The organism is Turicibacter sp. T129 (genome assembly GCF_025594975.1).
Lineage (GTDB): Bacteria > Bacillota_I > Bacilli_A > MOL361 > Turicibacteraceae > Turicibacter > Turicibacter bilis.
Genome location: NZ_JAMQUU010000018.1, coordinates 64176 through 78626, shown reverse-complemented (window position 1 = coordinate 78626; position 14451 = coordinate 64176). Strand labels below are relative to the sequence as shown.

The 14451-nt window shown below is 33.6% G+C and carries 10 protein-coding genes; 3 read left to right on the top strand and 7 right to left on the bottom strand.

Annotated features, from left to right (window positions below; all coding sequences use genetic code 11):
- Nucleotides 1-2: 2 nt before the first annotated feature.
- A complete protein-coding gene (locus NEH75_RS03670; RefSeq protein ID WP_147614343.1) occupies nucleotides 3-851 on the top strand; it encodes a polysaccharide deacetylase family protein in 849 nt (282 codons plus the stop codon).
- A 12-nt stretch (nucleotides 852-863) separates the two neighbouring features.
- Nucleotides 864-1502, top strand: coding sequence for a hypothetical protein (locus tag NEH75_RS03665; protein ID WP_055243319.1), 639 nt, complete (start codon nucleotides 864-866; stop codon nucleotides 1500-1502).
- Nucleotides 1503-1609: 107 nt separating this feature from the next.
- Here the strand turns inward: NEH75_RS03665 and NEH75_RS03660 are convergent, their stop codons facing one another.
- The 5 genes from NEH75_RS03660 to NEH75_RS03640 form a co-directional block, all read right to left on the bottom strand.
- On the bottom strand, nucleotides 1610-4039 hold the full coding sequence (locus tag NEH75_RS03660) for a glycogen/starch/alpha-glucan phosphorylase (protein WP_055304893.1): 2430 nt from the start codon (nucleotides 4037-4039) through the stop codon (nucleotides 1610-1612).
- A 991-nt stretch (nucleotides 4040-5030) separates the two neighbouring features.
- The gene (locus NEH75_RS03655) at nucleotides 5031-7478 is read right to left on the bottom strand and encodes a glycogen/starch synthase (RefSeq protein WP_055304895.1); all 2448 of its coding nucleotides are present in this window, start codon (nucleotides 7476-7478) and stop codon (nucleotides 5031-5033) included.
- A complete protein-coding gene (locus NEH75_RS03650) occupies nucleotides 7478-8641 on the bottom strand; it encodes a glucose-1-phosphate adenylyltransferase (RefSeq protein ID WP_055304897.1) in 1164 nt (387 codons plus the stop codon). The genes NEH75_RS03655 and NEH75_RS03650 overlap by 1 nt, the downstream gene beginning before the upstream one ends.
- A gap of 27 nt (nucleotides 8642-8668) precedes the next feature.
- A complete protein-coding gene (glgB, locus tag NEH75_RS03645; protein WP_082427796.1) occupies nucleotides 8669-10726 on the bottom strand; it encodes a 1,4-alpha-glucan branching protein GlgB in 2058 nt (685 codons plus the stop codon).
- A gap of 270 nt (nucleotides 10727-10996) precedes the next feature.
- Nucleotides 10997-11323: a YunC family protein gene (locus tag NEH75_RS03640; protein WP_055243323.1), complete on the bottom strand. Its 327-nt coding sequence runs from the start codon at nucleotides 11321-11323 to the stop codon at nucleotides 10997-10999.
- 156 nt (nucleotides 11324-11479) lie between these two features.
- On the opposite strand from NEH75_RS03640, the gene NEH75_RS03635 reads away from it, so the two are divergent.
- Nucleotides 11480-11941, top strand: coding sequence for a CBS domain-containing protein (locus NEH75_RS03635; RefSeq protein WP_055243324.1), 462 nt, complete (start codon nucleotides 11480-11482; stop codon nucleotides 11939-11941).
- Between the two features lie 614 nt (nucleotides 11942-12555).
- Here the strand turns inward: NEH75_RS03635 and NEH75_RS03630 are convergent.
- Together NEH75_RS03630 and sufB are read right to left on the bottom strand one after the other, a co-directional pair.
- Nucleotides 12556-12852, bottom strand: a complete 297-nt coding sequence (locus tag NEH75_RS03630; RefSeq protein WP_055304898.1) for a DUF2892 domain-containing protein — start codon at nucleotides 12850-12852, stop codon at nucleotides 12556-12558.
- Nucleotides 12853-13003: 151 nt separating this feature from the next.
- Nucleotides 13004-14440 (bottom strand): Fe-S cluster assembly protein SufB, encoded by a 1437-nt coding sequence (sufB, locus tag NEH75_RS03625; RefSeq protein WP_055275597.1) that lies wholly within the window; start codon nucleotides 14438-14440, stop codon nucleotides 13004-13006.
- Nucleotides 14441-14451: the final 11 nt, after the last annotated feature.

The window sequence follows — 14451 nt, the reverse complement described above, 5'->3', positions numbered from 1 at the left end:
TTATGGGAAACTATAATCGAAGCTACTACTCAACTAAAAAGCAACCATCACCATTATTTTATATCGTATTTAGTTTGGTAATCGTTGCGATCATTGTAGGAGGACTTTTTGCCAACCTCTCGCAACAACGCAGACATTTAACTTACAATGAACAGCCTGTTGAACAATTAACATTTGAAAAAACAACACCAATTAAACGCTGGCACAATCAAGAAGCTAAATTTGTCTATTTAACATTTGATGATGGGCCATCTAATAACGCTTCAAAAATAATGGATCTTTTAGACCAGTATAATGTTAAAGGAACATTCTTTGTGTTAGGAACCTCTATAAGTAATAACGCTAACTCAAAAGAATTATTACAACGTATGAAGGACTCAGGTCATTACATTGGAATGCATACAATGACTCATAACTACAATCACTTATATGGTGAGAATGGACCTGCTAACTTTGTTGCTGAATTAAAAGAAGAGCAAGCTTTAATTGAAGAAATAACTGGTGGATTCAAAAGTGAATTATGTCGTGCACCTTATGGAACTGGAGGAGGCACTTTCAAACCTGAACATATTAAAGATTTAAATGAAGCAGGATTTAAATGTTGGGATTGGGACGTTGATTCTCTTGATTGGAAATATACTGATGCCAACCAAGTCTTTGAAAATGTTCAACACTATACAGAGCTAAGAAAAGATGCAACCAACTTAGTTGTCTTATTCCATGAAAAAAATTCAACATTAGAAGTTTTACCACGTGTTATTGAATATTATCAAAGTTTAGGGTATGAATTCTTACCTTATAATCCAGAGCAACACTTTACTCGAAACTTCTTCCATAGTGATGAAATTTAGGAGGTACCCATCATGAAAAAAGCATTATCAATCGTTATTTTACTTGCTATTTTAGTGATTGGATTAATGGCTGCCTTTTCATATCAGGTTCCTGAAACAAGAACCTATACAGCCTTAAGTAATATTGATACAAAAATTGAACAAAATATTGAAGTAAATACTCAATCAATGGCACAAAATTTAAATGAATTACAATCATCTGTGCAGAACTTAATTACAATTGGAGAAACTTACACAGAAGAAACAGATGTAACAACTACCTTTGAACAATTCAATATAGCTTATCAAAATACTCAACTATTACAGTCACAGCTAACAGACTTAATAAATATGGATTTAACTAATAAGTTAGAAAATACTACTTCCAAATTATCAGCTGAGCAAAAAAAATTAGCAGATGAAGCTATTGAATTAGAAACAACTCGTCTAAATGAATTATCACTTTTACATAAACAAATTGAAGCATTAAACTCAAAGCTATCTAAAACAGAAGAGATGTTTTACACAAAAAAACCGAGTGAGGCTATACAATACTTCAACGGATTAAACAATGACTTCTCAACACTTGAGGAAACATACAAAGCTTATGCTGATGCCTCAACAAAATACTTTGCAGCCAAATCAAACTTATACGAATCAATTATTGGCTAAATCTATTTAGAGATACTCTCGTTTGAGGGTATCTTTTTTAGTTCCTTAAAAAGATACTAGCACATCAAAAAAGCAACCCTAAAAAGAGTTGCTTCTATTGATATTTATTAAAACTTTAATTTTTCTAAATGCCAAATTTGGTCTGCATATTCTTCAATTGTACGATCTGATGAGAATTTACCAGAACGTGCAATATTAATCATTGACATTTCAATCCATTTTTTACGATTTTTATATGTTTGATTTGCAGCTTCTTGAGCACGAACATAAGCATCGAAATCTTTTAATACGAAGTATTCATCTCCGTTATGTGTGACTGCATTAAAGATATCACGGAACTCTTCTGTATCTGGTGTTAAGAATCCATTTACTAATTGATCTAGCACACGACGAATGCGTGAGTCTGAGTTATAAAGATCCCATGGATTATAGCCACCATTTTGATAATAGTCATTTACTTCATCTGCAGTTAAACCAAAGATAAAGCTATTGTCATCTCCAACTAATTCATGAATTTCGACGTTCGCTCCATCCATTGTTCCGATTGTAAGAGCTCCATTCATCATAAATTTCATATTTCCTGTTCCAGAAGCCTCTTTTGAAGCCGTTGAGATTTGTTCCGATAAATCGGCAGCTGGCATAATTAACTCTGCATATGTCACATTATAGTTTTCTACAAAGACTACTTTTAATAAGTCACATGTATCTGGATCATTATTTACTTTTTCGGCAATTGAATTAATTAACTTAATAACTTTCTTTGCAAAATAATACCCTGAAGCTGCTTTTGCACCAAAAATAAATGATTGAGGATGGAAGTTCGCTTTAAATACTTCATCTTCTTTTAAACGATTATATAAATACATGATATGCATCGCATTTAATAGCTGACGCTTATACGCATGAAGACGCTTTACTTGAATGTCAAAAATAGAATTTGGATCTAATTTAACTCCTTGTTCACGTTCAATACGTTCTGCTAATGCTTTTTTACGTGCATATTTCATTTTCGTAATAGCTTCTTGAACTGCTTTATCTTTAACTTTTTCCTCTAACTTCGCTAGTTCAAATGTATTTGTATGATATCCTGTTCCAATTTCCTGATCTAAAATAGTTGTTAATTCCGGATTACAATGTAATAACCAGCGACGATGTGTAATTCCGTTTGTTTTATTATTGAATCGGTCTGGATACATATCATAGAAATCTTTCATTTCAATATGTGTCAAGATATCTGTATGTAATTGTGCTACTCCATTGATACTAAATGACCCAACAATTGCTAAGTGAGCCATACGAACTTGATCATAACCGATAATCGCTAACTCTGCAACCTTTTGTGGTTGATTTGGATAAAGCTCTAATAATTGTAAACAGTAGCGACGATTAATTTCTTCTGTAATCATATAGATGCGTGGTAATAACGGTTGGAATAAACGAACTGGCCATTTTTCAAGCGCTTCAGCTAAAATTGTGTGGTTCGTGTAAGCACATGAATGTTGCGTAATCTCCCATGCTTCATCCCAACCATAACCTTCTTCATCAATTAAAATACGCATTAATTCAGGAACGATTAACGCTGGGTGTGTATCGTTGATATGTAACACGTTTTTTTCATGGAAATTATCAAGCGTCCCATAAGTTTCTTTGTGTTGACGAACTGCCCAACGTACCCCTGCAGCAACAAAGAAATATTGTTGTTTTAAACGCAAAATTTTTCCTTCCGTTGTTGAATCATCTGGATATAAGAACTCTGAGATATTACGAACACCTTTTTCGTATTCAACGGCTGAAAGATGATCTGGATATTGATTTTCTGTTGGTTCTGATGACCATAAACGTAACGTATTCACCGTCTTATTTCCATTTGAAATGTCACCTACAAGAGGAACATCGTAAGGTACGGCACGAACATACTCAGTTGGAACATGTTTATATACGTCTTTTCCATCAACGTGCTCAACTGTCACCTGTCCATAGAATGGAACTTCAACTGATTCATTTGATTTACGAACTTCCCAAACATAGCCACGTTGTAACCATTTATCTGGAACCTCTACTTGATAACCATCAATAATTTTTTGTTCAAAGAAACCATATCGATAGCGAAGCCCATTTCCATGCCCAGGATATCCTAATGAAGCAATCGAATCCATAAAGCACGCTGCTAAACGTCCAAGTCCTCCATTACCAAGACCCGCATCAGCCTCAATACGTTCTAATTCATTTAATTCAATATTTAATTCATTCATCCCAGCTTCAATCACTGAGCGAATGCCTAAGTTCATAATATTATTAGTTAATAAACGTCCCATCAAAAATTCCATTGAGAAATAATAGACTTGTTTGTGTTTCCCCTCTGCAATTGCCTCATTTGTCTCAATCCAATTTGATGAAATATACTCACGAACAAGTGTCCCAAGCGTGAAATAACGTTGATGTGGTGTACTTTCTTCGAATTTAACCCCATAAATTTGTTCCACACGTGTTTGAAACGCTTCTTTGAATACATCTTTATTAGCAAATACATTAGCCATAAGAAGATATCTCCCTTCCATATATGTAACACCCCTCTGACGTTACACATTTTTCCATTTCATAAACTTATTATAGCAGATAATCATCGATATTAAACCATTGTTTCCCATGTAACGCGTTCCTTTTGTAGATAAAAACAATGGATTTTTTACATTTTTTTTCTCTGGATTTAACCACTAGCTTCTCAATCTTCTGTTTTTTTGTCACCTTCACAAGGATTTAAAAAGACTTGCTCTATGAAATAGTGAACCGATAATTTAATATAACTTCTTTAGAAATATAAAATATCATCATCTTTAACAGAACACTTGCTAAAAAAATAGGTTTATGTCAAAAGAACTCTGTTTAATCGCCTGCCTAAAATTAGTTGAATCAGAGTTCGGTGAAGAAATTTCAACAATTAAATTAACCCAATTTAAACTCAGTTGAATTAAACTTTATAAAGCACTAAAAAATACAAGATTCACATTCCATCTTGTATTTTTTTCTTGTGATGGAATTCGTGTTGTGAAAATTAGAGAGCTATAAAAATTTATAACTTTTTTAAATTGCAAAAAATTCTATTACTTCTATATAATAATCGCTAAAATTTTAAAAATTCAACTTACGCGGAATTCATGTAAATAGTTGATCGATTTATGTATAGAAATAGCATCTAACGTTATCCCTATTGAGCCTCTGTTAACTCTTTCAATAAGCAAATACAGATTGCGCCCTATTCAAAAAAGTATAGATTGAGTAAATAAGATCCATGAGATGATTCCTTCCTATAATCTCTTATTGTTTAATAAACTTTTGGCTCTGTTTTAAAAGAGTGTTGATATTTATTTAAAACATACTAATTTACTTAAATCGTCGTTCGATAACTTCAAGATACAGTAGTTAATATCAATGTTTTTAAGCATCAACATTTATCTAAAACAGAGCCAAACTTTTTATCTCATTTATGATTAAAGACTATAAAAAAAGAACCAATGAAATTTTGGTTCTTTATTCTTCGTTTATTAAATTTCGATAGAGGTTAATATACTGTTCTGTTGAACTTTTCCAACTTAAATCTTGTGCCATAGCGCTTTGAACAAGCTTATTCCAATGTTCTGGCATATGATAGAAATTAATCGCGCGCTTTAGTGTAAATAACATATCATGCGCATTATAATGAGCAAATCCAAATCCATTTCCATACTGAATAAATTCATTATATGGGATAATCGTGTCTTTTAAGCCACCTGTTTCACGAACAACTGGTATCGTTCCATACTTCAAGGCAATCATCTGACTAATTCCACATGGTTCAAATCTCGATGGCATTAAAAACAGATCACTTCCTGCATAAATCATCTGTGAATTATAAGAATAAAAACCAATATTCACAGAAACTTTAGTCGGATATTTTTGTGCCATTGCTTTAAAGAAGCTAGTGTACTTATAATCACCATCACCTAACAATACAAATTGAACATTTTCACACATGAGCTCTTCAAAAACTTTTAAAATTAAATCAAACCCTTTTTGTTCAACTAAACGCGAAACCATTCCAATGACTGGTACATTCGGATCGACTTGGAGTCCAAGCTCGCGTTGCATTTGACATTTATTTTCTTTTTTGACCTCTACATTTTTGGCCGAGTAACGTTTATAAATACTCAAATCCGTTGCTGGATTATTATAATTATAATTAACTCCATTTAAAATGCCATGAAGATGATCTTTACGTGCGACAATAAAGCGATCCAAACCTTCAGCAAAGTATGGATAACAGATTTCATTACAGTATGTTTTAGAAACTGTTGTAACTTCATCACTGATGACAATTGCTGTCTTCATGAAGTTAACCTTTTCAAACAACATCACTTCATTTGGAATTGAATCAAACTGCGAGATAATTGCTAAATCTGATACATCACAAATTCCTTGATAATGAATGTTATGAATCGTAAAGACGGTTTTCGTAAACATAAAATAATTGCTTCGCTTCATAAACACATACTTCATAAAATAAGGAACTAATCCCGTCAACCAATCATGACAATGAACCACGTCATATTTCAATCCACATTTTTCAATAAAATCGAGGGTTAAATAACAATATAATTCATAGCGTCGACAATCATCACTATAGCCATATAGCTTCTCACGCGTTAACTCTCCACAGGAGATGAAGTAATAATTAATCCCATCCTTTGAATAGCGGTACACATCATATGGCACTTCTAACTGATTAATCACCGCAACAGAACGGAATTCATGACTTAAATTTTCTTGATAACGTTCAGCTAAGGAATTAAGCAGCGGGAGAATCACATCAACATTTAATCCTTGATTAATTAACTCCTGCGTTAATTCGGATGTTACGTCAGCCAAGCCTCCTGTTTTATAGAAAGGAACGCATTCCGTTGAAATTTGAACGACATTAATCCCTTTATTTCCGATAACACGCTGTCCTTTTCCAATCACAACAGGTGTATACTCTTGTCCGCTTAACCTTGCGCCATCACTAATATAAACATGCTTATCTGTAATAACTTGTTCAACAATACTGTTTTCACCAATCACCGTTCTCGGTAAAATAACCGAATTCCTTACAATTGCCCCGCGCTTAATCGTTACATCACGAAATAGAATACAGTTTTCAACCTTCCCCTCAATATGACAGCCATTTGCGATCATTGAATTACTGACATCAGCCTGTTTCGTATAAAACGTTGGGGATTCATCCTTCGTTTTCGTTAAAACAGGACGTTCCAGTAAGAAGATTTGAAAGCCGTACTCATAGTGTAACATATCTAAATTCGCACGATAGTAAGATAAAATGGAATCTATTGTACGCGTATATAACGTATGTTCATATCGATTGATTTTAATTCCATCATTCATCTCAACTAAATCCATTACTGTTTGATATGGTGAAATTTCATACCTTAAAATTAACTCAATCAAATACTCACGTGATAAAACAAAGATACTCACAGGCTTATTACGATAGTATACTTGCGTCACATCGGCTCCCGATTCAATATGAGATTTAACAAGCTCTTCAAATCGAATGGTCGTAATAATATTAGCATGATACATAACAACATACGTCTGCCTTGAACGTAGAAAATATTCAATATATTCTCTCATCCTCGCAAAAGTCAATGTATTCGCAATCGCACTCACCTCTTTTTTAGGCGGTAACAAGAAAAGACCATCGACCTTACGATCAAGCCCCCAAAACTTGCCCGAACGAATATGATCACTTAATGAGTGATAATCACCATCTGGGAAAATAGAGACATTTGTAATTCCAGAATGCACAGCATTCGATAGTGCAAAATCAACTAAACGATAACGACCGGCGAAGGGTAAAGCTGCGACACAGCGTTGATTTAATAAGTTTTGTAGTGATTGTGACGTATTCGTTCCATCAATCACACATAAAGCCTTATTCTTCATTATTCATCCCCCCTACCTTGATTCTCAAGAATTTCTTCCAAATTATCATTAGTCACTAGTATAATATGATTTTCATCCCCTTGAATATCAGTATGAGCTGGAATAATAACTTCATCGCCAATAATGGCATAACTAATATGACAATCATGTTCAATATAAGCGTTCGTTAAAATGACACTCTTTTCTACAATCGAACGTTCCTGAACGACGCAACGATGCCCGATAATCGAGTTATGTACCTCACCAAAAATCATACTTCCTTCATTTAGCCAAGCATTATGAACTTTTGCACCTTTTAGAATATGATGTGGAGGTAAGTTAGGAGTTTTTGAGAAGATTGGCCAACTATAATCGTGTAAATTCAAATCATTTTCAGGATCTAATAAATCCATATGTGCTTTCCAGTAGCCCTCAACTGTCCCGACATCGCGCCAATAACCCTCGTACTCATAGGCATATACCGCACAATCAACATCAATAAAATGAGGAATCACATCTTGAGCAAAATCAACCCCATCATAAAGATGCTTATAGTATTTATGAGCAATATCCTCCTTAAACTTTTGCCAACTGAACACATACACCCCCATAGAAGCTAAGCGACTATCCGTTTGCTTTGGCTTTTCTTCAAACTCAACCACACGGTTTTGATCATCAACCTTTAACATTCCAAATCGATTCGTATCTTCTTCTAGCACACGAATGGTTGAAATCGTTAATTCAGATTTTTTCTCAATATGATAATCGATTAATTTTTGATAATCCATCTTATAAATATGATCAGCAGATAAAACTAATAAATAGTCTGGATTATGCTGCTCAACAAATGGCATATTTAAAATCACAGCTTCTGCTGTTCCACCTTGCCATAAAAAGCCGTAATCACGAGAGGTATAAGGCCCCATCACTGTGACAGAGGCCCCATGTACATCTAAGTCCCATGAACTACCTTCTCCAATATAACTATTTAACTCTAATGGTTCATACTGTGTTAAAACCCCTACTTGATCAATCCCTGAATTCGTACAATTACTTAATACAAAATCAATTAAGCGATACTTTCCTGCAAATGAAACAGCAGGTTTGGGACGATGAATGGTTAATTCTTTTAAGCGAGTTCCTTTTCCTCCCGCTAATATCATAGCAACAACGTTAACGGCCATCCCTTCATCCCCCTCTAATTCTTCAAACTAATCGATGTTAATGTTTATAACATCTTCCTCTAATACAATTTCAACATCCTCTTTTTCATCTAATAAAACGTCTTCTTTTTCATCTAATAAAACGTCTTCTTTTAAAGGTTTGGCTTGATATTTTAAGATAACCGCTCCAAAAGGTGGAATAGTCATTTCAACAAAATAAGGCTTTCCATGAGTGACTCCTTCTTGTGAGCTTAAAGGTAAACCATTATATTGATTTGATCCATGATAATAATCACGATCACTATTTAAAATCTCTACATATTCCCCTTCCATTGGAACACCTACTCGATATTGATGATATGCCACAGGTTTAAAGTTTAATACAACGACTACAAAATCATCTGGATTTTTTGCTTTACGAATATATGAGAACATACTTTGCTCATTATTATTAACATCAATCCACTCAAATCCTTCAAATGAGTGATCTAATTCCCAGAATGCTGCATCATTTAAATATGTTTTATTTAAATCTTTAATGTAACGATTCGATGCATCATGCGCAGGATATTTTAATAAATGCCAATCAACTTGTTCTTTATCTTTCCACTCATGGAACTGCGCAATCTCATTGGCCATAAAATTAAGTTTTTTCCCAGGTAAGGTCATTTGATACGTGCACAATAATCTAAACTGAGCCATCTTTTGCCAATAGTCTCCTGGTGCTTTATCTACTAATGACTTTTTACCGTGTACAACTTCATCATGTGAAAATGGTAAAATGAAGTTCTCACTATAAGCATAGGCCATCGCAAAGGTGATGTAATTATGATGATATGGACGATATATATTATCTAACTCAATGTAATCTAGTGTGTCATTCATCCATCCCATGTTCCATTTATAACTAAATCCTAATCCTCCCACTGATACCGGAGCTGTTACTAATGGATAACTTGTTGAATCTTCAGCAATCATTAATAATTTATCATCTTCAGCAAAGAGTGCTGTATTTAATCGTTTTAAAAACTCGATGGCTCCATGATTCTCACCTCGATCTTTATTTCCGCCCCAATAAATCATGTTAGCAACAGCATCGACACGAAAACCATCGACATGATAATATTTCATCCAAAATAATGCATTTGAAATTAAAAAGCTTCGGACTTCACCTTTTGCTAAATCAAAATTTGCTGTTCCCCATTCAGAAATTGCGGCATCTGCAAATGGATATTCATAAACAGGTTCACCGTCAAATTGATATAATCCATGTGCATCACGACAAAAATGACCTGGAACCCAATCCATAATTACACCAATTCCTGCTTCATGACAACGGTTAATAAACATCATTAAATCTTTCGGTTCACCATAACGGCTACTTGCTGCATAATAACCAGTTGCTTGATATCCCCATGATCCATCGAATGGATGCTCATAAAGTGGCATTACCTCAATATGCGTATAACTATGTTCAAGTACATACTCAATTAAATCGTCAACAATTTCTGCATAACTATGGAAGTTTTCCGCCTCAACTAAATCTTCACCTCGGCGCCATGATCCTAAATGTAATTCATAAATGTTAAGTGGCTGTTCAAAGATATTAGATTGTTTACGTGATTCCACCCAAACCTCATCTGTCCATTCAAAATCTTCAATATCATAAACGACTGATGCAGTATGTGGACGATGCTCAGCATAGAAAGCATATGGATCAGCTTTAAGGATTTTTGCCCCCCATGAAGTTGTAATTTCATATTTATATGTTTCACCAGATTTTAATTTTGGAATATATAGCGACCAGATTCCATGATCTCCAATCATTTCATGATGAGTTCCATTCCAATTATTAAAATCACCAACAACGGATACAGCTTTTGCATGTGGTGCATACACACAAAAATAAGTTCCTAAATCTCCATTCTCATTCTGAACGACATGAGCACCAAATTTCTTATAAAGTTGTTTATGTGTTCCTTCACTAAAAAGATATCGATCAATCTCAGTAAATTGACAATACGGCTTCACTTTTTTTACTAAATTCTTTTTAATCTCATTCTTAAATAATTGGCGATTCTCTTGTGCTAATTCAAATTCAAACATTCACATTTCCCCCTTAGTAAACAACAGTGATAGTCTAGACCTAGTCCTTTTAATTATAATCTACATTATCTGATTGAAAAGAACTGTTGTTACTGTAAAGCATTACACTTTTTCAACTCATAGCCCAATCACTTTATTGTTATTATAACGAAGAATGGATGATTCATTTGTCTAATTTTGAAAGATAACAGACATATCTATACTTTTTCTTACTTTTATTAATTTCATAAAAAAAGATTATCTCCTAAAAGAGATAATCTTTTAATATCCTTACTTTTCTAAACTTTTTGCCATCAATACTAAGGCATCTTTTCCTATCATACCTGGTTTAATTCCTAGCCTATCACATGCCACTGTTACTTTAGCTAATGGAGCTTCTAAAAGCTGTTCAATACTACGAACTCCCTCTGCACGTCCTGCAATAATTTTTCGAGCTCGTAATTTTTCAGAGTTATTAAAGAAATCAATATCTAGTGCTGCACACATAATGTATCCTACTTTTTCATAAGACACAATAAATAATGTCGTTTTAGGTAATTCTACCTCATAAGTTAAGAAATCGTAACCTTCAATATTAATTTTATTTACATGTAACACAACTTATCACCTCTCTATAACCTATGCAAAAAGCCTAGAGTAAGTGATAAAAAATGTTAATAAATAGCGTTCTTTGATATTTTAAACAATTTCAAGCATAAGGATCTATCGATTGTACAAACTAGAAATGAAATTTGTATACAAGGAGTGCTGTTTATGAAAGTAAAACAATTTATGACAGATGGCATCGAAGCACTAGCACCTAATGAAACGGTTTTAAATGCTTCAAGGTTAATGAAAAAATATGATATTGGATCACTTCCGGTCATTGATGAATCATCACAAGTTATTGGGATTGTAACTGATCGTGACATTGTTGTTCGTGTATTTGCAGACATTCTCCCTATGAATACAAAAGTGGAAGATATAATGACCCATCCTGTTCATACAATTATAGAAACAGCTGAAGTTGGGGAAGCAATCTCTTTAATGGCCAATAAACAAGTTCGTCGCCTACCAGTTGTCGACAATAATCATAAATTAGTTGGAATGATTTCACTTGGTGATTTAGCAGTTCATCAACTAACTGATGGACGCGCTGAAATTGCTTTAAAAGAAATCTCTGAACCGAATACTAACCCAAATCGCGACTTAGAAGTTGATGATTTTCCATTATAAAACGTGTACCGATAATAGAAGCTATTCTAATCAAACTAAAAAACTGAGTAAGCGACGACAAAGCAGTTCTCCTTTCTCAGTTTTTTATTAATATCTTTAACTCAATAATAGAAACTTTCTTCAAAATTAATAATTAAATCATTCCATCAATGATTGATTAAAATAATGTGGGGATGCAAACTCAATTCCTCTATACGCTTGTATCCCCGCAACTTTAAATGATTCGGTAGTTAAATATTTTTCTACCATTTCAATCATAATGAATAATTAGCCATTCATATCTGCTTTTAATGTAGACATTAAGATTAAGTCTAGACTCATTCCCTTTTGAACATATTAAATATATTCTTCAAAAATAATTTCATTCATGGCTGATGGATTTTTGACGCCACCTTCAATGATTAAATATTTCACGTTTTTAATCGTCCTTCAATACAATTAACATTTTATTATTTCTTCAAACCATTAATATAAGATGAATACTTAAACAGCCCCTCTCTTGAATGAAATAAAAAACTAATCACTTGTTATAAGTTAATTAAAAAAGTCACTATAAAATTTTATAGTGACTTTTAGTATTTAAATATAATTAATATATGCACCCATTATTTATTTTAATCTTCATGATTACAACCGCATTGATGTTCTAGTTCTTCAAATTCATCGTCATCATCTTCTTCGATGTCAATTACACAACTACCAAGTGCTTCGTCTAATAATTCCTCATCACTTAGTGTTGATAGATTAAGCGCATCTAAAACGGGGCAATAACGGGTGATTCCCTCTGCAACTTTCATACTACCAAGTGCAGCCATCCATCCTTTATGCTTCATAATTCCTAAACTAACCATCATTAATCCGGCACTAATTCGAACATAAGCGTCCATGCGTCCAACGTTTTTTACACACATGTGAATCACTCCTTTCGTTAATAGTGTCTCATTTTTCGACATTTTAATTCATTTTATTCAACTAACAAATAAAGTAAAAAGACTAAGTCCATATTAAGACTTAGTCTTTTTACATAATAATTTAATTAAAATTTAAACAGCTAATCGTTGATTAGCCGATTGATCCATTCATTTCAAGTTTTAATAATTGGTTTAACTCAACCGCATATTCCATTGGTAACTCTTTTGCGAACGGTTCAATGAATCCCATAACAATCATTTCTGTTGCTTGTTCTTCAGTTAATCCACGGCTCATTAAATAGAATAATTGCTCTTCTGAAACTTTTGAAACTGTTGCTTCATGTTGAATCGTTACATCATCATTTTTAACAATGTTATATGGAATTGTATCTGATTTTGAAATATCATCTAAGATAATTGTATCGCATTCAACATGAGACTTGGCACCTTTAGCCTTTTTGCCATGTTCTACAATTCCACGATATGTTACATTTCCTCCACCACGTGATAATGATTTTGAAATAATTGTTGAAGATGTATTTGGTGCTAAGTGAATCATTTTGGCACCCGCATCTTGAATTTGTCCTTCTCCAGCAAATGCAATTGAAATTGTTGTTCCTTTTGCACCTTCACCTTTTAAGACACACGCAGGATACTTCATCGTAATTTTTGAACCGATATTTCCATCAATCCATTCCATATGAGCATAATCTTCACATACTGCACGTTTCGTTACTAAGTTTAAGATATTATTTGACCAGTTTTGAATCGTTGAGTAACGACAACGTCCACCCTTACGAATATAAATTTCAACAACTGCAGAGTGTAATGAATCAGCTGAGTAAGTTGGTGCCGTACATCCTTCAACGTAATGAATATCTGCCCCTTCATCAACAATGATTAATGTACGTTCAAATTGTCCCATACTTTCAGTATTAATACGGAAATAAGATTGTAATGGTTTCTCAATTTTTACGCCTTTTGGAACATAAATGAATGATCCACCTGACCAAACGGCACTATTTAATGCGGCAAATTTATTATCTGCATAAGGAATAACTTTTCCAAAGTATTCTTTAAATAAATCTGGATATTCACGTAATGCTGAATCTGTATCCATGAAGATAACTCCTGCTTCTTCAAGTTCTTTTTGGTTATTATGGTAAACAACCTCTGATTCATATTGTGTTGAAACCCCAGATAAGAACTTAGCTTCTGCTTCTGGAATCCCTAATTTATCAAACGTATCTTTAATTTCATCTGGAACGTCTTCCCAACTATTTTCTGTCTTTTCAGACGGTTTAATATAATACGTATAATCATCGAAATTAATTTCTGATAAATCTGGTCCCCATTCTGGCATTGGCGTTTTCGCAAAATGCGCATAAGCTTTTAAGCGATACTCTAACATCCATTCAGGTTCACCTTTGATGGCTGAGATTTCTCGAACAACGTCTTCTGAAATTCCTTTTCCTGTATCTTTTAAATTTTTATATTCTGTTTTGAAGCCATATTTATAATCCGTTACAATGCCTTCAAGTTCGTGTTTTTTCTCTTGTACTTCAGTACTCACCCAGTAACCCTCCATTTCGGTTTGGT

Bases quoted from the DNA above. Each gene is read 5' to 3' on its own strand.
- NEH75_RS03635 (WP_055243324.1), top strand. From the start codon at position 11,480: ATGAAAGTAAAACAATTTATGACAGATGGCATCGAAGCACTAGCACCT.
- NEH75_RS03670 (WP_147614343.1), top strand. From the start codon at position 3: ATGGGAAACTATAATCGAAGCTACTACTCAACTAAAAAGCAACCATCA.
- NEH75_RS03630 (WP_055304898.1), bottom strand. From the start codon at position 12,852: ATGTGTGTAAAAAACGTTGGACGCATGGACGCTTATGTTCGAATTAGT.
- glgB (WP_082427796.1), bottom strand. From the start codon at position 10,726: ATGTTTGAATTTGAATTAGCACAAGAGAATCGCCAATTATTTAAGAAT.
- sufB (WP_055275597.1), bottom strand. From the start codon at position 14,440: ATGGAGGGTTACTGGGTGAGTACTGAAGTACAAGAGAAAAAACACGAA.
- NEH75_RS03655 (WP_055304895.1), bottom strand. From the start codon at position 7,478: ATGAAGAATAAGGCTTTATGTGTGATTGATGGAACGAATACGTCACAA.
- NEH75_RS03660 (WP_055304893.1), bottom strand. From the start codon at position 4,039: ATGGCTAATGTATTTGCTAATAAAGATGTATTCAAAGAAGCGTTTCAA.
- NEH75_RS03665 (WP_055243319.1), top strand. From the start codon at position 864: ATGAAAAAAGCATTATCAATCGTTATTTTACTTGCTATTTTAGTGATT.
- NEH75_RS03650 (WP_055304897.1), bottom strand. From the start codon at position 8,641: ATGGCCGTTAACGTTGTTGCTATGATATTAGCGGGAGGAAAAGGAACT.